General features: G+C 64.0%; 19 protein-coding genes. 7 read left to right on the top strand and 12 right to left on the bottom strand.

Features of this window, described 5'->3' with window-relative positions:
* The first annotated feature begins 78 nt into the window (after positions 1-78).
* Both AC1D75_RS26005 and mscL read left to right on the top strand, forming a co-directional pair.
* Positions 79-750 carry an SAF domain-containing protein gene (locus AC1D75_RS26005; RefSeq protein WP_495518193.1) on the top strand — a complete coding sequence of 224 codons (672 nt, stop codon included), beginning with the start codon at positions 79-81 and terminating at the stop codon, positions 748-750.
* Positions 751-848: 98 nt separating this feature from the next.
* The gene (mscL, locus tag AC1D75_RS26010; protein ID WP_495518194.1) at positions 849-1,730 is read left to right on the top strand and encodes a large conductance mechanosensitive channel protein MscL; all 882 of its coding nucleotides are present in this window, start codon (positions 849-851) and stop codon (positions 1,728-1,730) included.
* Positions 1,731-2,031: 301 nt separating this feature from the next.
* On the opposite strand, the gene AC1D75_RS26015 is transcribed toward mscL, so the two are convergent.
* From AC1D75_RS26015 to rpmF, 8 genes are all read right to left on the bottom strand, one after another.
* The gene (locus AC1D75_RS26015; RefSeq protein WP_495518195.1) at positions 2,032-2,682 is read right to left on the bottom strand and encodes an MspA family porin; all 651 of its coding nucleotides are present in this window, start codon (positions 2,680-2,682) and stop codon (positions 2,032-2,034) included.
* 79 nt (positions 2,683-2,761) lie between these two features.
* On the bottom strand, positions 2,762-3,367 hold the full coding sequence (locus tag AC1D75_RS26020; protein WP_495518196.1) for an MspA family porin: 606 nt from the start codon (positions 3,365-3,367) through the stop codon (positions 2,762-2,764).
* A gap of 580 nt (positions 3,368-3,947) precedes the next feature.
* Complete coding sequence (locus AC1D75_RS26025; protein WP_495518427.1) at positions 3,948-4,595, bottom strand: MogA/MoaB family molybdenum cofactor biosynthesis protein; 648 nt, start codon at positions 4,593-4,595, stop codon at positions 3,948-3,950.
* 76 nt (positions 4,596-4,671) lie between these two features.
* On the bottom strand, positions 4,672-6,141 hold the full coding sequence (locus AC1D75_RS26030; protein WP_495518197.1) for a trypsin-like peptidase domain-containing protein: 1,470 nt from the start codon (positions 6,139-6,141) through the stop codon (positions 4,672-4,674).
* 227 nt (positions 6,142-6,368) lie between these two features.
* Positions 6,369-7,826, bottom strand: a complete 1,458-nt coding sequence (locus tag AC1D75_RS26035) for an ATP-binding protein (protein WP_495518428.1) — start codon at positions 7,824-7,826, stop codon at positions 6,369-6,371.
* A 56-nt stretch (positions 7,827-7,882) separates the two neighbouring features.
* Complete coding sequence (locus AC1D75_RS26040; protein WP_482137668.1) at positions 7,883-8,569, bottom strand: response regulator transcription factor; 687 nt, start codon at positions 8,567-8,569, stop codon at positions 7,883-7,885.
* A gap of 114 nt (positions 8,570-8,683) precedes the next feature.
* Positions 8,684-9,298, bottom strand: a complete 615-nt coding sequence (locus AC1D75_RS26045) for a trimeric intracellular cation channel family protein (RefSeq protein ID WP_495518198.1) — start codon at positions 9,296-9,298, stop codon at positions 8,684-8,686.
* 91 nt (positions 9,299-9,389) lie between these two features.
* Complete coding sequence (gene rpmF, locus AC1D75_RS26050) at positions 9,390-9,563, bottom strand: 50S ribosomal protein L32 (protein ID WP_482137664.1); 174 nt, start codon at positions 9,561-9,563, stop codon at positions 9,390-9,392.
* A 283-nt stretch (positions 9,564-9,846) separates the two neighbouring features.
* On the opposite strand from rpmF, the gene AC1D75_RS26055 reads away from it, so the two are divergent.
* From AC1D75_RS26055 to AC1D75_RS26065, 3 genes are all read left to right on the top strand, one after another.
* A complete protein-coding gene (locus tag AC1D75_RS26055; RefSeq protein ID WP_495518199.1) occupies positions 9,847-10,311 on the top strand; it encodes a hypothetical protein in 465 nt (154 codons plus the stop codon).
* The gene (locus AC1D75_RS26060) at positions 10,308-10,607 is read left to right on the top strand and encodes a transcriptional regulator (RefSeq protein WP_495518200.1); all 300 of its coding nucleotides are present in this window, start codon (positions 10,308-10,310) and stop codon (positions 10,605-10,607) included. The genes AC1D75_RS26055 and AC1D75_RS26060 overlap by 4 nt, the downstream gene beginning before the upstream one ends.
* Before the next feature lie 71 nt (positions 10,608-10,678).
* Complete coding sequence (locus AC1D75_RS26065) at positions 10,679-11,338, top strand: DUF1707 SHOCT-like domain-containing protein (RefSeq protein WP_495518201.1); 660 nt, start codon at positions 10,679-10,681, stop codon at positions 11,336-11,338.
* A gap of 10 nt (positions 11,339-11,348) precedes the next feature.
* Here the strand turns inward: AC1D75_RS26065 and AC1D75_RS26070 are convergent, their stop codons facing one another.
* Complete coding sequence (locus tag AC1D75_RS26070) at positions 11,349-13,487, bottom strand: MMPL family transporter (RefSeq protein WP_495518202.1); 2,139 nt, start codon at positions 13,485-13,487, stop codon at positions 11,349-11,351.
* Positions 13,488-14,180: 693 nt separating this feature from the next.
* Between AC1D75_RS26070 and AC1D75_RS26075 the strand changes: the two genes are divergently transcribed.
* Positions 14,181-16,013 (top strand): NHL repeat-containing protein, encoded by a 1,833-nt coding sequence (locus AC1D75_RS26075; RefSeq protein WP_495518203.1) that lies wholly within the window; start codon positions 14,181-14,183, stop codon positions 16,011-16,013.
* On the opposite strand, the gene AC1D75_RS26080 is transcribed toward AC1D75_RS26075, so the two are convergent.
* The gene (locus tag AC1D75_RS26080; protein WP_495518204.1) at positions 15,968-17,221 is read right to left on the bottom strand and encodes a sensor histidine kinase; all 1,254 of its coding nucleotides are present in this window, start codon (positions 17,219-17,221) and stop codon (positions 15,968-15,970) included. The genes AC1D75_RS26075 and AC1D75_RS26080 overlap by 46 nt on opposite strands.
* Before the next feature lie 139 nt (positions 17,222-17,360).
* Between AC1D75_RS26080 and AC1D75_RS26085 the strand changes: the two genes are divergently transcribed.
* Positions 17,361-18,029 (top strand): response regulator, encoded by a 669-nt coding sequence (locus AC1D75_RS26085; protein WP_495518205.1) that lies wholly within the window; start codon positions 17,361-17,363, stop codon positions 18,027-18,029.
* Here AC1D75_RS26085 and AC1D75_RS26090 read toward each other — a convergent pair.
* Both AC1D75_RS26090 and AC1D75_RS26095 read right to left on the bottom strand, forming a co-directional pair.
* Positions 18,026-20,029, bottom strand: a complete 2,004-nt coding sequence (locus AC1D75_RS26090; protein WP_495518206.1) for a vWA domain-containing protein — start codon at positions 20,027-20,029, stop codon at positions 18,026-18,028. The genes AC1D75_RS26085 and AC1D75_RS26090 overlap by 4 nt on opposite strands.
* A gap of 16 nt (positions 20,030-20,045) precedes the next feature.
* Positions 20,046-21,461, bottom strand: coding sequence for a sigma 54-interacting transcriptional regulator (locus AC1D75_RS26095; protein WP_495518207.1), 1,416 nt, complete (start codon positions 21,459-21,461; stop codon positions 20,046-20,048).
* Positions 21,462-21,555: the final 94 nt, after the last annotated feature.

Here is a 21,555-nt window from a genome sequence, read left to right on the forward strand (position 1 = left end):
CGGCGCCTGCCCACAGTTCGACCGGGCAGGCGCGCACGCACCGGATTTCGCCACCGGCAGTGACCTAGCGTTCGGCCAATGGCCGACCGCAACCCGCTTCAACCCACCGCTCTCGACCGCCTGAGGCATGCACTTCGCCCCGGCTGGACGCGCGCTCTCCTGCTCCGACGGATCTGCGCCGCGGCTTTGGTGGTGATCGCGATCGTGGCCGCCCTGAGCGCCCAGCGCGACAAAGAGCTGCAGTCGGTCGTCGTTGCCGCCCGCGAGATCGCACCCGGCATCCATCTGACCTCCGCGGACCTCGAGGTCCGCCGAGTCGACGCGGCCGCGATCCCCGTCGGCGCGATCACCGATCCCTCGCACCTGGTCGAACAAACAGTCACCGGCCCTGTTCATCCCGGTGAGATATTCACCGACACCCGCGTGCTGTCGAGTCGCCTGCCCGCTGCCCTGCTGGGTCGCGACGACGCCCGCCTCGTCCCGGTCACCTTGTCCGACTCGTCCATCGTGGACCTTCTCCGCGAGGGCGACGTGGTGGACGTCCTGAGCATCGACGAGTCGAACGATGGCGAAGCACCCTCAACTCCAACGGTTCTGGTGAAGAACGCCGTGGTGGCGCTTGTATTCGCACCCAGCACAGTGCGATCCGGCCGAGATACCCGACCGACGATTTTGGCCATGCCCGAGCGGGATGCGCACCGCGTCGCGGTCGCAACGCTCGCCGCGCCGATCACCGTGGTCTTTCATTGAATCCGCATGTTCCATCCACGATCGAGGTCGATAGATGGTTAAGATCGAAAAATGTACCCACGTATATGCGCGTTTTCCCAGGTGGGAAGGACCATGACATGTTAAAGGGTTTCAAAGACTTCCTCATGCGGGGAAACGTCGTCGACCTGGCCACCGCCGTTGTTGTCGGTACAGCATTCACCGCAATTGTGACTGCGTTCACCACCAACATCATTGAACCTCTGATCAATTCACTCGGAGGGACAGATGCGGCAGAGGGCCTCGGATTCACCATTCGCGACGGCAACTCCGAGACGTTTGTAGATATCGGCGGATTGATCACCGCAATCATCAACTTCGTGATCATCGCCGCAATTGTGTATTTCGTTATTGTGATGCCTTACGAAAAATTGAAGGCGTTCGCGGCCAAGGACGGCGACGACGCGGTCGCTTTGTCTGAATCCGAATTACTCACCGAGATCCGCGATATTCTGCAAGGCAAAGATCCGTCGGAGGAGAAGGCCAAGATCGCTGCGGCCAAGAGCACACAGACCGATAAGGACGACGCCTACATCGAGCGGGCCCACGAGGGCCACGCGTCGGCGCCCCTGGTGGGCGCTGCCGGAGCTGCCGGCGGTCTCGGCGCATCGGAGGCAGGCACCCAGAAGTTCTCGGCCCAGCAGCCCGAACAGGCCGGTCGTCCGCCGTCGTACTCGCAGAACCCTCCGCCTGCCCACCAGCCACCGGCGGGACCGCCTACGAATGATCCGCTGAGCGGTCCTCCGCCCGGCTACCAACCGGGCTACCAACCACCGACAGGCCCACCTCCCGGTTACAACCCGAATCAGCCGCCACAGCGTCCGGGACCACCCCAGTACGGGCCACCCGATTACGGTCCACAGAACCCCGGCTACCGACCCGATCCGCTGACCGGCCCTCCCCCGGGCTACGGGCCACCGCCCGAGCGCCCCGAAGACGGCCCGGGACGGCACAGCCAATAATTCGCTTCCCCCATAACGACAAACAAACCGCCCGCACATTCTATGTGCGGGCGGTTTGTTCTTCCCGACCTGTCTCACGCCGCTGACCGATTTCACGGCCACAACTGCACCGGCGACACGAAGAACTGTGTAAGCCAGTACAAGAATGCGGCGCGAGTACGAAACTCCGCTCGCACTCACGATTCAGCGCCAACGAGGCCATTCGAAACGGAACACCAAACCCAGCATGGAACAACAAAAGCCGGGACACCTTGTGGCGTCCCGGCTTTCGTTGATATTCAGTTGTCGAGCAGGCTTGCTATCAGCCGATGCTGAACGGCTTGCCCCACAGGGTGACGATGCCGGTGGTCGATTCGGTCTCGACGGTCACCTTCACGTAGGCCTTGGCCTCAGCAAATCCGGCGCAGCTGGGAATTCCGATGGTCTCCTGGCTATAAACCAGACCACCTGATGCACCTTCGAATTCGAAGCCGCTGCCGTTGCTCTCATCGAAGAATGGGTACGACTTGGCTTCACCGGGCGCAAGCGTGAAACCTGCGTCGCCCTTGCCTTCGTCAGGTGCAACGTTGAAAGATCCACCCGGGGTCTCCGGGAAAGCTCCACCAATGCCACCCTTGGCCCCAGCGGAGGCACCGAACTGGAGCTGGCAGCCAACAAGGTAACCAGCTTCAATGGTGCCGCCTTCGGCACCACCGGAGACGTTGACGGCAATCTTGCCGTCCATCCATACGTTGCGACTGGTCGGGACAGCAGCCATCGACGGGGTGTAACTGACATTCTCGCCGAACAGGCTGACCGTCACCGAGGTGCCGTCGTCGAGGGTCTGGGTGGTTTTGCCACCGGGAAGCGGTCCGGCGGAAGCGGCGCCGACGCCCATCGAGGCGAGCGCCACAGCGGAGACACCGGCGATACCGGCGGCCGCCGCGATACGACGCGAAGTTGTGTTCTTCATGATTCCCCTTACGGAAATATCAATCTGCTTGCGGCAGATAAAAGTGTTTCAAAACTTGGGCGGGATTATCTGCCGACGATCAGTTGAGGCTGAACGGCTGGCCGTAGAGGGTCGACTTCACAACGAAGTCACCGCTGGTGACGACGGTCGAGAAGGCGCGTGCCTGGGCGTATCCACCGCACTGCTGCACATCGATGCTCTGGTTCTTGTACTGGATCGACGCGTCAGTTCCGTCGAAGTCCTTGCTGCCCAGCGACACGAAAACAGCCTGGCCCGGATTCAGCGGGATCGACAACGAACCTGAGACACCACCGGACAACGCTAGAACGTTCAGGTTAGCCCCGAGACCGCCCGAGAATCCGGTGATGTCGACCTGGCAGCCCACGATGTAGCCGGTGGTCAGCGTTCCCGCCGAGCCGCCCGAGTAGACCTTGACCTTGCCGTTGACCTCTGCGGCGCGGCCTGCGCCGTTGTTGGCCACCGACGGAACCGGGTAAGCGCTCTCGCCGGTGCGCTCGATCTTGATCACGGTGCCATCGATGCCTTCAGTGACCTTGCTGCCCGAAGCCAGCGGGCCTGCGGCGGCGTTTCCGGCGCCCATGCTGGCCAAGCCGATGGCAGCAACCGCGGTAATGGCTCCAGCGCCGACAATGCGGCGTAGACCGAACATGCTGAACTTGCTCATTCGTTCCCTCTCACAGGATTGCTGTGTAATCCAAACTCAACCAAATCGTGAGCCTGAAGTGACCTGACGGTTGGTCGGAATAATCCACGGGATGCGTTAACGGGCGGCATGCCCAACGTTTCCCAGAAGTTAATTCCAGCCGTACGTTTCAGTCCTTCCACGAACACCCTCGGGGGCGCATCGCGGGACACTTCCAGCCCCCGCACTGGTACTGGACGTATCGAGCGGAACGTTAGTGCGCTGGGCGAATGCAAGCAACAGTTAGCAGTAAGCGTGTCCTAAACACCGGGATTCGCTGGCGTGCAGCGGTAGTTGTCAATACTGGATGAAATTCGGTTACCAATCCGTTAAACCGCAGGACCGGGCTGTGATTAAAACGCTATTCACTCGTGATGTGGCGGCCGATTGGCGATAAACCAATCGTCAGACTGCCTGTTCGCGCCCCTGTGAGCTTCGTCACACCCGCCGTCGGAGCGCTCGTCGCGGGTGGTCGCAGGCAGTTCGTCGCCGAAGATTTTGTCCAACTCCGCACGCGACAATGAGCGTTTGCCTTCCGATTTCTCCGCCACGACAACCTGATTCAGAAGTCAGAGATCGAGGCGATGAGATGTTTGGCCATCGGCGTGATGGTGGCCATCCCGTCGCGGACGGCGGCCCGGGAGTTGGCGAGATTGACAACGATCGTCTGCCCGGAGATGCCGGCCAATCCCCGCGACAAACCGGCGTCCATCGCGCCCGCCGCCAGACCCGAACTACGCAAGGCCTCTTCGATGCCCGGCAGCTTGCGGTCGAGCAGGTCTGCGGTCGCTTCCGGAGCCACATCTCGTCCACCGACACCGACCGCGCCGACGGAGATCACCAAGTCGACGCCACCGATCACCGCGGTGTTGAGCGCGTTACGAATCTCGACCTCGTCAGATTCGACGGCCACGACTGCGTCCACGTGAAAACCGGCCTCTTCGAGCAATTCTCCGACCAACGGCCCGATCAGGGCTTGATCTTCACCGTGCGCGGCGCGATCGTCGACGATGACCACCAGAGCCCGTCCCAGATCCTCTTCGGCCAAGTTCAACGACCTCATCTGAATTCCTTCCGCCTCGATCACTCCCGCCTGGGCGGCAAGCCGCGCAGCCGCGGCATCGGCCGCAACCACATCGGCCTCGCCGATCCCCAGGTCGGAGATGTCACTATCTCCGAGTGGAACTCTATCGGTCGGGATGATCGACACCGATTGGAGTCGTCCGCCCACCGCAGTGTCAGTCGATTTCGGATCGCTGATTGTCAGGTCAGGGAATTTCACGATGCTATCCGCCTCCGGTATTCAGGGTGTCAAGGGTTACGTCGACTGTTTTGCTCTGCCCATTCACCTCGTAGGTGATTTTGACCTTGTCGCCGGGTGCGTATGACCGAACAGCAGCGATCAGGGCGTCGCCCGAGGAGATGACCCGGTCGTCTACCCTGGTGACCAATGCCCCGTTCGGGATGCCGGCATCCGCCGCTGCACTACCTGGCTGCACCTCGCTGATCAACGCACCGGGCTCGTCGGCCGACGGCGAACCCGAACGCACCGACACCCCCAGTCCTGCCTGGGTGGCCTTGCCTGTCTTCTCGAGCTCGTTTGCGACCCGGATCGCCTGGTCGACGGGAATGGCGAAGCCGAGGCCGATGCTGCCACCCGTCTCGCCCTCGGAGAGACTGGCGATGGCCGTATTGATACCGATCAGTGCCCCGTTCGCATTCACCAGCGCACCGCCGGAATTGCCCGGGTTGATCGCCGCGTCGGTCTGGATCGCATCCATCACCGATGCCTGACCGCTTTCCGCGCCCTGTGTCGACACCGGCCGGTTCAAGGCACTGATGATGCCCGTGGTCACCGTGCCGTCCAGACCCAAAGGTGCACCGATCGCGATGACTTCCTGGCCGACCGCCAAATTGTCCGAGGTGCCGATCTGGATCGGGGTGAGTCCGGTTTTGTCGACCTTGATCACCGCGATGTCGGAGATGGTGTCGGCCCCGACAATCGTTGCGCTGGCCGTGCTTTCGTCATTGAAGACCACAATGACCTCAGGGTTGGAACCGGCACCGGAGACCACATGATTGTTGGTCATGATCGTGCCGTCCTCGGTGAGCACCACACCGGAGCCCGAACCTGCCGACTGGCTGCCGATCACCTTGATGGACACCACCGACGGGAGCACTTTCTGCGCCACCTCCTGTACGGACCCTTCAGGAGCGGCTACCGGTTGCGTATTGTCTCGATCGCCACCGAGAATGCCTTCGCTGCTCGAAGAGCCCGATGAGTCATCGGCGATGTTCGCCCCGACCACACCTCCCACACCACCGGCGACCAATGCCACGGCCACCGCAGCGATGGCGATCCCGGTCTTGAATCCACCCGACCGGCCGCCAGGCCTGGAGGCCGGCGCCGACCCCGGTGGATACGACTGCGGACCGGCCGAGCGAGGATCTCCCGGAGCGCCGAATTGGCTTGTCGGGTTGTGTGATCCAAATCCGGGGTACGGCGACTGCTGTCCGGCATGTGCGCCCTGCGGGTGCGGATCTGGTTGCGGGCCATAGGGATTGCCGGTCTGTTGCCCGTAAGGCGAAGGCGGCTGCGCAGATCGGGGATCAAACGATGTGGTGCGGCCGTAGGGGTCGTTGCCGCCCGGCCCCCATCCCGCCGACCCGGTGGGACCACCGGCGTCTGGTTGATTCGGGAATCCGCCACCCTCGGGGGTGCCGGATTCGCGTTCGTTGTCGTCGTTGCCGCCCATGTCCCACGCTTGCTTTCTGCCACGCGCACCGCTGCGCTCGGTTGCCGCTCAAAACCCGGCACTGATACATACCCTGCTACGTCGGCCTGAGATGTCGCTGAGACGCCGCTGTTGGTTTGCCCCTCAATTCTCGCACTCGTTCGAGTCGGCAATCAGCGGTTCGGCCCCTCGAATGACGGTGAGCGCGGACCAAGCAAGACACGCCTGCGCACGGCACCGCGGCCCGTCTACTGCTGAACGACGCGTGGAGCGATCTCGGCTGCGGTCGGTGAACCGGGCAAGGTGATGGTCAACAGGGCGCCACCGGCCTCGGATTGTCCGGCGACCACAGTGCCACCGTGCCGGACCACCACCTGACGGACGATCGCCAGACCGAGCCCCGAACCCGGCATCGACCGGGCCGCGGTCGAGCGGTAGAAGCGTTCGAAGATCAGCTGCCGGTCTTCCGGCGGAATGCCCGGTCCGGCGTCGGCGACGGTCAGTTCGGCACGATCGGGCGCAACCTGGACCAGTTTGACCACCACCGGACATCCGGGGGGACTCCACTTGGCCGCGTTGTCGAGGACGTTGAGTACCGCACGCGAGAGGCCCGCGCTCTCCCCGAACACGAACCAGGGGCTGACGTGAACATCGAAATCCACATCACTGCGGCGCCGACGCACCCGTTCCAGGCAACGATCGATCACCTCCGCGAGGTCGATCTCCTCGTGGACCACCTCCGGGGCGTCCTCGCGGGCGAGGTCGACGAGGTCGCCGACCAATGTGGAGAGCTCCTCGATCTGCGCCATCAGGTCGGCGCGTAGCTCGGCCATGTCCGAGTCGGGTACGGCACGGGCACCGGGCTCGGACGACGCGATCAGCAGTTCGAGGTTGGTCCGCAGTGACGTCAGCGGCGTGCGCAGCTCGTGGCCGGCGTCGGCGACCAACCGCGATTGCCGGTCGCGCGATTCGGCCAGCGCGCGCAGCATCAGGTTGAAACTCTCGGTGAGTCTTGCCAACTCGTCGTTGCCGATCACCGGTATCGGTGTCAGATCGTCGGTTCTGGCCACCCGTTCGGCAGCGCGTGTCAAACGCGCCACCGGCCTCAAACCCGCTCTGGCAACGGTGGTTCCGGCCACCGCCGCCAGGATGATGCCGCAACCGCCGATCACCCCGAGCACCCAGGCCAGCCGCCCGAGCACATCGTCGGTGTCACCGAGGCTCTGCGAGATGATCAGGGTGTTGCCGTCAACGAGCTTGCGCGCGAGCACCCGCTGGTTGTTCGAGGTCCGCAACGACGACTCGGATTCACCATCGACCACCTCTTGCTCGGCGTCGCCGTACGGCACACTCCCGATCTGGAAGCCCCGACCGCCGGGCATGACCAACGCCACGGACATGTCGGTGGAGTACACCGTGCCGGCCACCAGGGACTCCGGCGAATCGTCGAGGACGCCGATGCGGGCCAACTCGGTCATCCCGTTGGCCCGGTTCGTCAGCTGCGAATCGACATCGGCGTACATCGCCCGGTACACCACCGCAAAAGCGGCAGCAGCCATGACGGCCACCGCGATACCGACGACGGTGGCGGCCAGGATGGTGATGCGCCACCGCAGAGAGATGGTGCGGGTCAGCGGCATCGGCTTACGCATCTGCCTCGGCAATTCATTGGCCGGGACCAGGTTCGTCGGACGTTGCGGTGTGATCGGCTCGGTCGGGGACGACTGCCGATGGTAAAGGCTCACGGTTCACAGCTCACGATCTACGGCGGGGTCTCCCGCAGGACGTAGCCGACGCCCCGCACGGTGTGGATGAGTCTGATCTCGCCCTCGGCTTCGGTCTTACGACGCAGATAGCCCACATAGACCTCGAGAGCGTTACCCGACGTCGGAAAGTCGTAGCCCCACACCTCTTCCAGGATGCGACTACGGGTCAGAACACGCCGCGGGTTGGCCATCAGCATCTCCAGAAGCGCAAACTCGGTGCGCGTCAGGCTGATCGGCCGCTCGTTGCGGGTGACGTCTCGCGTGACCGGGTCCATCGTGAGGTCTTCGAAGGTCATCGCCTCCGAGTCGGGAGGAGCTTCGGTTGTCGCGCGGCGCATCAGGGCCCGCAGTCGCGCCAGGAGTTCTTCGAGGGCAAACGGCTTGGGCAGATAATCATCGGCACCGGCATCGAGACCTGCCACGCGTTCGGACACGGAGTCACGTGCGGTCAGGACCAGGATCGGAAGATCGTCGCCGGTGCTGCGGAGTCGACGACAGACCTCCAACCCGTCCAGCCGCGGCATCATCACATCGAGCACCACCGCATCGGGGCGTTCGCTGCTGATTTTTTCCAGAGCTTCCACACCGTCTCCGGCAGTGACCACCGTGTACCCGTTGAACGTCAGGGACCGGCGCAGAGATTCGCGAACGGCGCGATCGTCGTCCACAACAAGAATGCGCATGACAACAGTCTTACGTGACCTGCTGAGAGAGCGCTGAGTAATCCCCCCGGCGCGCCTCGTTTCATCGCCTCGGTAGCGCGTTGCGACGGACCTGGTCGCGATCCCGACACTGGGTCAGGACTGGCGCCGCGGAGCCGTCGGCAGATGCCACTTGAACTGCAGACTCGCCATCCGCAACGTGGCCGCCGCGACTGCGCCGCCGACCAGGCCCGTCCACTCCGGCCAATCGAGCCCGATGACGATCACGACCACCAGCGCCCCGCACATCGCCGGCACCGCGTAGAGGTCGGTCGGGCGCAGCAGCAACGGCACCTCATTGGCGAGGATGTCGCGGAGGACACCGCCACCGATCGCCGTGGTGATACCGAGGAGGACGGCAGCCATCGCACTCGCGTCGTGGTCGAGGGCAAAAGATGCGCCGGTGACCGCGAACACGGCCATGCCGATCGCGTCGAGGAACAGGATCGCCCGGAACAACTTGTTGAAAGCCGGATGGAAGAAATAGGTGACCAGTCCGGCAATCAACGCGATGGTCAGATTGGGCCAGTGCTGCACGGATGTGGGTGGCGTGATCCCGAGCAGTAGGTCCCGGATCACTCCGCCACCGACCCCCGTGGCCGCCCCCATCGACAAGATCCCGAACAGGTCAAAGTCTTTTCGGATGCCGACCAGCGCACCCGAGCATGCGAATACCGCGATGCCCGCGTAATTCAGTACGTCCTGCAACACCGCAGGCCTTTCCCGCCTCGGGGTCCGGGCACAACAAAAGGCTGACCGTCAGTTCGACGGCCAGCCTGAAGTGTTGAGCCTTGGGGCTAGATCAGCGACGATCGAGATCGACGAGGCCCAGCTTCACAGCTTTGACCAGGCGACGGGGCACGCGATGAGCGACGCCACCAACCTTGACCTCTTGCAAGACCGGGTTGTCGGCCTTCCACTGCGAGCGGCGGCTACGAGTATTCGACCGCGACATCCGGCGCTTCGGTACAGCCATGATTCAGCCCTTCATTTCTTCGTTTACGTATCGGGGTTTGTGCGTGTCCGTTCACCGTTTCGGCGTTCGGACTTCTGCACTCGTCCTGCGGTGCCTGGTACCCGATGCGCACCCGGTGGATAGTGGGTGCGAGTCGGAGCGGACATCGACAACCTCTAGAGGGTACCGGTTACCCCCCTCCCAATCCAAAGCGAGTCCGAATGCAGGGCCCGACCAGGAACTTCGTGCCCGTTGATCCCACCTTTACTTGCAGAAGTGGAAAGTTATTCCTAAGCTTTCCGGTATGGAAAGTGATGACGCGCGTGAACTCCTGAGAATCGCCGAACGCGCCGAAGCTGCACCTTATGTCGACTATCCACCGACACCGTGGTGGTACTACCCCGCAGTCGGTGGCTGGGCGGCGGCGATGATCGGGGTCTTCACCTGGGTGCACGAACACAAGGCCCTGTTCTTCGCAGCACTTGCCACTCTGATCGTTGTCGAGTTCGTGTTCGTCGGATGGATGAGCAGGCGGCACGGCGCCTTTCCCATGCCAGGCAAGGGCACGCCACCGGCCGAGATCCGGGTGGAGTGGAATCGCTACTTCCTGGCCCTGCCGATTGTTGTCGGGTTGATCGTCCTGGTGTGGTGGCTCGCCGGCGTTGTGCCGGCAGCGGTGGTCGCCTTTGTGGTCATCACCGTCGGGCTGATGATCTATGAACGGCGCTACGCCAAGGCAGCGGCGGCGGTTCGGGTGCGGCTCGCATGATCGACGGTCTCGACCCGGTGATCCATGCCCCGAAACGGCTCGCCGCCATGGCGATTCTGGCCAACAGCACCACTGCGTCGTTCAAATTCCTCAAGGAACACCTGGACCTCACCGACTCGGACCTGTCCAAGCAGATGTCGGCCCTCGAGTCGGCCGGTTACGTCACGCCATCGAAAGTCGGCCACGGCCGGGGCAGCAGCACCACTTACCGGATCACTGCGTCCGGCAGACGCGCCTACCTCGCCCACAGAACCGCACTACAGATCCTGCTCGACGGCGCCCCCGACCCCCGATGATGTGCTGTTTTGGCGAGAGAAAGTCCAGGTCGGCTCCGCCAAAACAACACAACATCCACTACGGTGAGCGGGTGAGCGATCTGACACCCACGGGAGATTCCGAACCCGCCACCAGCCTGAGCAACGTCCGAGCCGGCGACGCAGACCGCCGTCTGGCGATCGACATCCTCTCGTTGGCGATGACCCGGGGACACCTGAGTCCGGCGGAGTACGAAGAACGCGCCGACAAGGCGATCGCGGCGAAAACCTTCGGTGAACTCGACGCCCTCACCGACGATCTGCCGACCAATCAGCTCAGGCCGCCGACGGCGCCGACCGCACAGCCCACCACCCACCCCACCGACGTCGAGGTGACCCTCAACCGGATCGCCGTCATGAGCGGCTCCGAGCTCAAAGGCCGGGCGGCGGTCGGTGAGCACCTGAACGCCTTTGCTCTCATGGGTGGCGTCGAGATCGACCTCCGCGACGCAGTGTTCACGTCTCCGACGCTGACGATCCGGGCCACCGCCATCATGGGTGGCATAGAAATCGTCGTCCCGCACGATGCCACCGTCCGGATCAACGGCATCGGAATCATGGGCGGCTTCGGCGGCGACCACGACGGCGCCGAGGGACAGGGATCCCCCGGCGCGCCGATCATCACCATCAGTGGGCTGGCAATCCTGGGCGGTGTCGGCGTGGCTCGCCGCCCTCGGCCCGGCCAGAGCCCGCCGTCGCTGAAGAAAGACTGATCCGCGGCGCTCAGACCGAGGTCGACTCCTTCGCCTGATCGACTCCGCCTGCGCTGTCCGACGTGGGTGTGCCCGCTTTCGACGGCCACCAGAAATACCGGCCGAGCAGAATCGACAGCGCCGGCACCAGGACCGGGGCCATCACGAGCGACGCCAACAAGACACCGACAGCCACCCCGACACCGAGTTCTTGCAGGTTGTTCAACCCGGTCAGGGCCAGCGAGGCGAACGTCAACGCCAGCACGGTGCCGGCCGCGACCACGGTCGGGGCATCATTGGCGATCGCGATCTTCGCCGCCTTGCGCGGCGAGTACCCGTTCTTGAACTCCTCGCGCAGACGTGCCGCGATCAGGATGTTGTAGTCGGTGCCGATCGCAACGACGAACAGGTACAACACAATCGGGGTCGAGAAGTCGATGCCGTCCAGACCCGCGCCCTTCAAGAACACCAGCACGAGCGCGCCGAGGGTCGCCGCGAAGGTCAGGGCCACACACGCCAGCAAGCCCAAAGGCGCCGGCACCGAGAGCAACAGGAGTCCGAGGATCACCGCAACGATCGCAAACGCCACCGGGAACACATGTTTGGTATCCGAATCAAGCTGTGCCCGGACGTCGACCAGCATCGAGGTCTGTCCACCGACAAACACCTCCGCGTCGGTGATCGACGCGTGGGCGGCATCGCGGACCGGTCCCTCGACCAGATCCAGCGACGCTGTGGAATAGGGATCGTCACCGAGGACGACGTTCACCATCGCCGCGGTGCCGTCCTGGCTGATACGCGGCTGGCCCACCGACGCCACTCCGTCAACGGCACCCAGCGTCGAGATCATCGCCGACAACTGATCCTGCGGCACCGGTCCGGGTGCCTTCACCAGGATCTGGGTGGGGCTGAGCGCGCCAGAGGGGAACGATTCGGCCATGGTGTTGAACGTCTGCTGTGACGCTGTGTCCGAGGGCAATTCCTCGAGCGTGTTGTACGTCGCCTTGTATCCGGTGGCGAACACGGCCAGCGTGGCCAGCGCCACGATCACCACCGCGACCACCGCCGCAGGCCGGCGCGCGACCAGCGAACCGACGGCACCGAATGCGGACTGTTTCGGATCCTTGCCAGGGCCCAGCGGCCAGAACAAGTGGTCACCCAGAATGGCGAACCGGGCCGGAACAAGCGTCAGCGCGGTCAGCAACATCGTTGCCACGCCGATGATCAAACCCGGCGCCAGGGTCGTCAGCGACCCCAACTTCGCGAGGAACAGGGCAGCAAAGGCACCGATCACCGTCAACGCCGACGACGCGACCACCTTTCCGACCACCGATGCCGACGTGATGAGACCTGCCATCGTCTCGGTACCGCGACGCAACTCTTCCCGGTAGCGGAACAGAAGGAAGACAACGTAATCGGTGCCCACACCGAACAGGACCACCACCAGGATCGCATCCAGGGAGGTGCTCACCTCGAACTCGAAGAGGTCGGCGGCCAGGGCAGTGAGGCCCTGCGCCGCGCGGTAGACCAGGCCGATGATGATCACCGGGAGAATCGCGACGATGGGGCTGCGGAAGACCAGGCCGAGCAACACGACGATCACCACGATGGTTGCGATCGTGATGATCTTCTCCGCACCGTCATAGGCAGTGTTGGTGTCGACGAGGATGGCCGCGTTGCCGGTCAGACCCGACGTCAGGCCGGTTCCCTCGAGTTGCGCCTCAGCAGCCGAACGCACCTCTGGGACAGCATCGTTGACGGCTTCATCGCCGGGCTGTCCGGCGAACGTGACCGAAAGCGCCATGGCCTTGCCGTCCTGGGACAGCGACTGCGGCGATGCATTGACGCCCGTGACACCGGCTATCGCGTCGGACTGCAGTGTCGCGGCAAGGCCCGTGACCGTCTGCTGGTCGTCGGATGACAGTGATGCTCCGTCGTCGCGGGTGACCACCAGAGAGCCCGAGGCACCGGACGAGCCGGGGAAGGCCGTGTTCGCGATGTCTTGGGCCTGAACCGATTCGAAGGATCCCGGAAGGAAGGTTTGCTGGTTGCCGTTGGTGTAACTCTCCAGACTCGGCGACAGCACGATGATGGCGACCACGGCGACCAGCCACCCGGCCACCACCCGCCAAGGATGAGTGACCACGTAGCGGGCGATAAACGCGAACATTCTGGAATCCTCCTGGAGTACCGACCGCGAAGCGGCGAAGCCCATCTGAACAAGGGCCACCTCGCGATTGCGCGGTGAATACCCAGGGCGACAGCAGCTTACCGATCCGGCAGGTCACGACAACATCCTTTTGTGCTCCGGCGCAGCAGAATCGACCCCCCACCGAGTGCCCGGTGTCATCGATCGCCTCACAGCAAGACTTTCACACCATCTCTTCGACGACTGTCATTTTCAGCCCGTGAACAGGGGCGTTCGGCGATCGAGGGCAACCGATTCCGCGTTGTGCACCCACCACCGAATCGCAAGCACGACGAAGAGACAGGGCCGGCGCACTACTGCAGTCGCAGTATGTGCGCAATGGTCGATGTGAAGTAGCCCCGGTGACCCGATCACCGTGGCGGAAGCCGCAATTTGCGCCGGGGCCAGGCATTTTCTGCGTGCACGCTCTGAGCCGGGGACGACTCCGGGCTGCATGAGCACCGGCTGAGCCGACTCAGGTATCCGCGTCCGGGCGCTAAGGTTGGCCCCTGTTCGATCTGTGCCGGCATGTCCGCACGGGATCCTGTGATGAGGTGGTCCGTTTTGTCTCGCAATGCCTTTCGTTCGCTGACGATTGTCTTCAGCTGTCTCCTACTAGTTGTTGCCGGTTCGGCATCGGTCACGGCCGCGCCCACGCCCGTTATCGGCGAAACAGTGAACGGCGAGGTCCGATCGGCGGCCGGTAACGCCAACTGGGATGTCACGGCCTGGATCTCGGGCGTCGAAGGACAGCGCGCACCTGCACAGGTGGGTACCACCGTCAGTGGCACCGACGGCGGCTTCGCGATGAGCGTCAGTGAACAGCCACCGAAGGGCTCGGTCCTCTATCTGCTGGCCCGCCCCGCCAAGGCCAGCAACGGCACCGCGCCCACCCTCGCCTCTGTCGCAGGCGTCGGATCATCACCGTTTGTGGTGCTGAGCGAACGAACCACAGTCGCAACCGGATATGCGATGGCGCAGTTCATCGACAACACCGGGATCAACGGAACAGATCCGGGCATCTCCAACTCCGCCGCGATGATCACGAACCTGGTCGATCCGGCGACCGGAAAACTCGGCCGGGTGCTGACCACCTCCCCCAACGGATCTCAGACGTCCACACTCGCCACCTTCAACAGCCTCACCGACATGCACGCCGCATGCTCGATCGACCACGGGCGTTGCGTCGAACTCATCTCCGAGTCCGCGGTTGCCGGTTCGGCCCGCCCCGCCGACACCCTCCGGGCATTCTCCCAGATCGCCCGGAGCCCTTCGGATTCCGTACTGCCACTGTTCGCCCTCTCCAAATACGTGACCGCGCCGAACACGCCAGTCCTGACTCTTCCCCCGGTGGCATGGACACTTGCCCTGCGATTCGATGGTGGCGGTGGATTGCTCTCCGGCCCTGGAAACTTCGCGATCGACCATCTCGGCAACATCTGGGTCGACAACAACTATCAGTTCAACGCGGACCCGCAAGCCCCGGTCTGTGGCAGCGACCTGCTGTTCAAGTTCGGACCCACCGGCCAGCTCGTCGACGGAGCCCCGTTCACCGGCGGTGGCCTGAGCGGTGCCGGCTTCGGGATCGATCTCGACAACAGCGGCAATGTCTGGGTCAGCAACTACGGCTTCGCCGCACCCGAACCCGGTTGCGCCACCGAAGATCAACCGCCGCACAATTCGCTGTCGAAGTTCACCCCGGACGGAACACCGCTGTCCCCGAACGACACCGGATTCACCCAGGGCGGTGTCACCTGGCCGCAGGGCATGGAGGTCTCTGCCAATGACGATGTGTGGGTGACCAACTGCGCCGACAACAGCGTCACCGTGTACCGCGGCGGCAATCCGGATCAGGCCCAGAACTTCAATGGTCTCGGACTGAATCAGCCATTCGACATCGTCGACAACGGCAAGAACATCTTTGTCTCCGGCATCGTCAGCGACAATATCGCGATTCTGAGTGGCGACGGCAAGCCGCGTGCCAACTCTCCGGTCAGCGGACCGCATCTGGACCATCCGATGGGCCTGGCCACCGACAACGCAGGCAATGTGTGGATTGCGAACTCCGGTGTGATCACACTCCCCTGCCCCGACCGCCCAACCGGAACCGGTGGCAGCGGTTCGGTCGCCGCACTCGGACCAGACGGCCAGATGCTCGTCGGTCCGCTGCAGGGTGGCGGCGTCACGGTGCCCTGGGGTCTGACCACCGACGGCGATGGAAATGTGTGGGTGGCCAACTTCGCAGGCAAGCGGATCTCGAGCTTCTGCGGCGTCGATACCTCGACCTGTCCGCCCGGATCGTCGACCGGCGACGCGCTCTCACCGGACGGCCTCGGTTACTTCTTCGACGGTCTCGAACGCAGCACCGGGATCGCGGTGGATCAATCGGGCAACGTCTGGGTGACCAACAACTGGAAAGACGTTCCGTTGGAGGCCAATCCGGGTGGCGAACACATCGTCGTCTACCTGGGGATGGCTGCGCCGGTCTCGATTCCTGCACCACGCTGATCATTGGCGGGAATTTCGGTGCGCTCGGTGATCGCACTGTCGTCGTCGGCTGCGATCGGTAGCTCCACCAGCACCTGAAAAGCCGAGGATCCCCGGATCGATCGCAGCGTCCCGCCAACCACGTTGGCGCGCTCGGTCATCCCGATCAGTCCGTAGCCAGGTGAAGCCGAATCACCGATGGCAGGCGCACGGTTGACCACCTCGATCAGCAACGTGTCCACGCCGTAGCGCAGCCGCAGCCGCACCGATTCACCGCGGGCATGCTTTGCGGCATTGGTGAGTGATTCTTGAACAATCCGATATGCGGTCAGGTCGGTGCCCGGTGCCAACGATCGCGTACGACCCTGGCGGATGACGTCGATGGACATCCCACGACTGCGAAAGTCCGTGAGCAGGTCGTCGAGATCCGCGATCCCCGGTACCGGATGCAGCGCAGGCTCATCGGCCCCCTCCCGCAGCATTCCGACGGTGGCCTTGATGTCCTTCAACGCCGTCTCGGTGGTCTGATGGACATGTGTCAGGGCAGTTTTGGCCAATTCCGGATCGACCGACATCAGGTGGACCGCTGCGCCGATCTGCATGTTCAGCGACGTCAGATGATGCGCCGCCACATCGTGCAGGTCGCGCGCGATGCGAATCCGTTCTTCGATCACCCTGGTGTGCGCCTCGGCGTCTCGCATCAGTTCGGCTGCCGCCGCCCGATACTCGACCGCTGCAACGTATCGCCTCCTGATCCGGCTCAGGACTCCGAACAGGAAACCGATACCGATCCAGCCCACGGCGCCGATCCGCTCCACATCCATCCACGGCGAGGCCGCAAAGAGCGAGACCACAAGCACCACACCGCACGGCACCATCAGCGCGACAATCGTCACCGCCGCCGACCGGGTGGCGGCGATCGCAGCGCCGCAGACCGTGATCGGTATCTCGAGCGCAGGATTGAACACATCACCAAAAGTCATGTACGCCGCGGCGATCGCAGTGGTTCCACACAGCGCAAGCCACTGACGATCGGTCCGCCAGTAGACGAACACACTGCCGGCGGCGGCGAACAGCACACCGATGAGCGAGGCGTCCCCGCCCCGGCCGGCGCGTTGGTCGTACGGCAGCGCCCACACCACGAACGCAAACACCAACAGACACACGATCACTCGCGCCACGCGGGGACAACCGCTGCGAAAGCGATCCCACCGCTCGACTACATCCACGCGCGAACGATACCTCGCAGAGTCCACGGATCATCCGGATCGGCGACGGGGGCAACCGAATTGATGCACAACCCCAACGATCGCGCTAACTTGAAGGCGTGAAATCCAATGGGCGCCGGGCAGATGACGGCGACCGCCCATGACGATCCGTGTCGTCGTCGCCGACGATCAGGCGCTGTTCCGCAGTACCGTCACCCTGTTGATCAACAGCGAAGCCGGACTGCAGGTGGTGGCGGAGGCCTCAGACGGTGCAGAGGCGGTGCGGGCGGCCCGAAATCACATCCCCGACGTCATTGTCATGGACATCCGGATGCCCGGTATCGATGGTCTGCAGGCCACCAAGGCGATCGTCGACGACCCCCGCCTGCGCGAGTGCCGCATCCTCATCCTCACCACATTCGAGCAGGACGAGTACGTGATGCTCGCGCTCCGAGCGGGTGCCAGCGGATTCGTCGGCAAAGACCTCGCACCGGCCGCCCTGCTCGCCGCGATCCGGACCGTCGCGCGCGGCGATGCCCTGCTGTCACCATCGGCCACGAAACTGCTGATCTCCCAATTCCTCTCACACCCCACCGTTGGCAGCGGTCGCGGTGCGTTCGACGTGCTCACGCCCCGCGAACGGGAAGTGGTGATGCTGGTGGCAACCGGACTGTCGAACAGCGAACTCGCCGGACAACTCGGGATCAGCACCCTGACCGCGAAGACACACGTCAACCGCGCCATGACCAAACTCGGGGTACGCGATCGCGCGCAGTTGGTGATCGCCGCGTATCAGGAGGGCATGGTCCGGCCCGGTCGCCCGGGCTAACGGTTGTTGCGGCGTCGCTTTCCGCCGAGGTAGTCGCCAACCACGGCAGCACCGAGACCGTCGAGGTCGGGCGCCACGACGCGTCCCGACACCCTGCGTGCCATCTGATCCACGAAGTGGACCAGCCCGGGGTCGTCGCCGAGCCGGAAGAAGCTGACCTGAGCGCCCATCCGCCCGACGTTGTCGAGTTCGCGGACGGTGGCACCGAGCGTCGCCGGATGCGGCGGGTAGTAGAAGAACGGCTCGCCGCCGGGCAACAGATGCGCGGTCGGCTCACCGTCGGTGACGATCAGTACGACCGGCTGGGCGTTGGGATGACGACGAAAGTGCCGCTGCGCGAGCAGGAGCGCGTGATGAAGATTCGTACCCTGTTGGCGCATACCGTCCAGGCCGATGAGTTCGCTCATCTCGAGGGTCCGGGCGTAGTGACCGAACGAGATCAGTTGCAGTTCATCGCTGCGGAACCGGGTGGAGATCAGATGGTTGAGCGCCATCGCCGTCCGCTTCATCGGTGTCCAGCGATTCTCCAGCCACATCGAAAACGACGTGTCCACGAGCAGTGCGACCGCCGCCTGGCTGCGGGCTTCGGTTTCGGCGACCTCGACGTCGCGGACGTCGATCCGCACACCATCGCGGATCATCGCGTTGCCGGCATGCCGTTTGTCACGGTCTTCGGTCATGGTGCGCAGCACCGCGTTCGACACGGTCCGGGTGACATCCCACGGTTCGGTATCACCGAACTCCCATTCCCGCGACGAACCCGTCGGCTCGCCGGCCAATCCGGCTCGGCGGGTCTGCCGGTCACCGTGACGTCCCGAGAGTTGTTCGGCCACATCCCGGAAGATCGACTGCCCCAGTTGACGCATCGCCTTGGGTGAGAGCTTCAGCTGGCCGTCACTGCCGCGTTCGAGGAGTCCCTCCTCCTTGAGGGCCTTTTCGAGTTCGGCAAGTGTCCGGGCGTCCACCGCCGCGTCTTCCCCGAGCTGGCGGGCCAGGGCATCGAGGTCGACGTCATCGAGTTGTGCACCCGAATACTGTTGGGAGAGTTGATCCGACAAGGACTCGAGTTCGGCAAGATCCTGCAGGGCGCCGGCACCTTCGCCCATCCCCATCCCCTGCTGGCCTTCGAAGCTCTGGCCATCGTCCCAGCCCATACCCGGACGAGCCTGCCGCAGTTGCGAATCCATCTGCGAGAGCTGCCCCATCAGATCCGGTGAACCGAACGCCTGCTGTGACAACTGCTCGAGCTCGGCCCGCTGTTCGGGCGACAACGAGTTGTAGAACTGCTGCGCAGCGGCGCTGCGGGCCGCCAGCGAATCGATCAGCTCTTCGGTGTTGCTCGGGTTCTCGGGAAAGAAGTCCCCGTGCTTGTCCATGAACTCATCGAATTGCTCGGTGGTGTCCTCACCACGGTTGTGCGCGGCAAGCAGTTCGTTGAGGTCCTTGAGCATGTCCGTGATGCGCTGCCGGTCTTCCTCGGTCGCCCCTTCGAGGGCTTCCTTCATCCCCGCGAAACGCTGATCGAGCAGTTCCCGACCCAGCAGATCGGAGATCTTGTCGTACTTCTCCTTCGCCTCCGGACTGCGCCAGTTGTAGTCGGACAGATCCTGGACCGCCTGCGCGGTCGACGGCGGAAGGTTCTCGATCTGCATCTCGGCAAACCGGGCGTCGTCATCGAGGTCGCGCGCGAGTTGCTTGCGCTCGTCGAGCACGGCCTCGTCGAGCAGCTTGCGGATCTCCTCGAAGGTCCCGTTCAGGTTGCGGGACTTGAGGATCTGCTCGCGACGCTTGTTGGCCATCTCCCGCAGTTCGTCGAGTCCCCGCATGTTCTTGCTGCCGCGGCGCAGGTACTCCCGCATCGCGGACTGTGGGGATCCACCGGCCATCACGTCGTCGCCGATGGCGTCGAGCGCTTCGCGCAGATCCACCGGTGGCGCCAACGGGTCGGGGCCACCGGTGTACCGCAGATAGCGTGAGCGGTGAAAATTATTGCGGGGCATGTCGATTTCTCTCGGTTCAGCCGTACACGGTCTGGCCGGAGCCGTCGGCTTCTTTGCCGATCCGCCGGGCCAGGAACAGACCTTCGAGCGCCAACTCGAGGGCACTGGCACGTTCTCCGTCGTCGATGACATCCAGTCGCTCGGCGATCTTGTTCACCACCGGCTCGGTGCCCTCCGGCATCGACGTCAGCAGATCGTTGGCGGAGACCCGATCACCGGTCACCACCGGCTCACTGGCCTCGAGCGCGGTGACCAGCGTCGCCAGATCGACGCCACCGAGATGCTCTCGCACGGTGTCGGCGGTCGACTTGCGAAGGAGATGCTCGAGGATCTCGACCTCGCGGCCCTCTTCACCCGATTCGAACTCGACCTTGCCGCGGAGCACCTCGATCACCGACGAGAGGTCGACAACGCGTGCCACCGCGAGGTCCTCACCGAGCACCGCCGCGCGGTGCAGTGCCGCGGCGGCAACGGTTTCGGCACCGGCGATGGCAAACCGGGCCGAGACGCCGGATCGCTGATCGATCGCCGGGTTGTCCCGGACGTACCGGGTGAACCTCGCGATGATCTCGATGAGGAACGTCGGCACGGTCGCCGTCAGGTCGGCTTCCTGCTCGATGACCGCGATTTCGTCCTCGAGTTCGAGCGGATAGTGGGTGCGGATCTCCGCACCGAAACGGTCCTTGAGGGGGGAGATGATCCGGCCGCGGTTGGTGTAGTCCTCGGGGTTGGCGCTGGCCATCAACACCACGTCGAGCGGCAACCGGAGGCTGTAGCCGCGAACCTGGATGTCGCGCTCCTCCATCACGTTGAGCATGGCGACCTGGATGCGCTCGGCGAGGTCGGGCAGCTCGTTGATCGCGAGGATGCCGCGGTGCGCCCGCGGGATGAGCCCGAAGTGGATGGTCTCCGGATCTCCCAGGCTCCGTCCCTCGGCGACCTTCATCGGATCGACATCGCCCACCAGGTCACCCACCGAGGTGTCGGGGGTGGCGAGCTTCTCGGAGTAACGCTCGCTGCGGTGCCGCCAGCCGATCGGCAGATCGTCCAGCAGGTTCGCGGCTTTGCGGATCGACGCCGGGGTGATCGGTTCGAACGGGTGCTCGTCGAGTTCAGAACCCTCGATGACCGGGGTCCATTCGTCGAGCAGGCCGACTATGGTCCGCAGCAAACGGGTCTTGCCCTGTCCGCGTTCACCCAGCATCACCACGTCATGCCCGGCGAGCAGGGCCCGCTCGAGGTGTGGGATCACGGTGGTCTCGAAACCCAGGATCCCGGGCCACGGGTCGACGCCCGACCGCAGTGCGGTCAGCAGGTTGTTACGGATCTCGTCCTTCACGCTTCGCTGCACATGACCCGAGGCACGAAGTTCGCCGAGGGTCCGTGGAGAAGGGTGTGCCGAGCGGGTTGTCGTCGTGTGGGGTGTGCTCACCTCCTCTACGCTACGAGGCCGCGCTCGGAAGCGCACTTGTTACGCCCGCAGAGGAACTCCTGACACCTTCCGAAGCCATCCCGAGTAGCCTTCG

This window comes from Williamsia sp. Y712 (assembly GCF_059445525.1).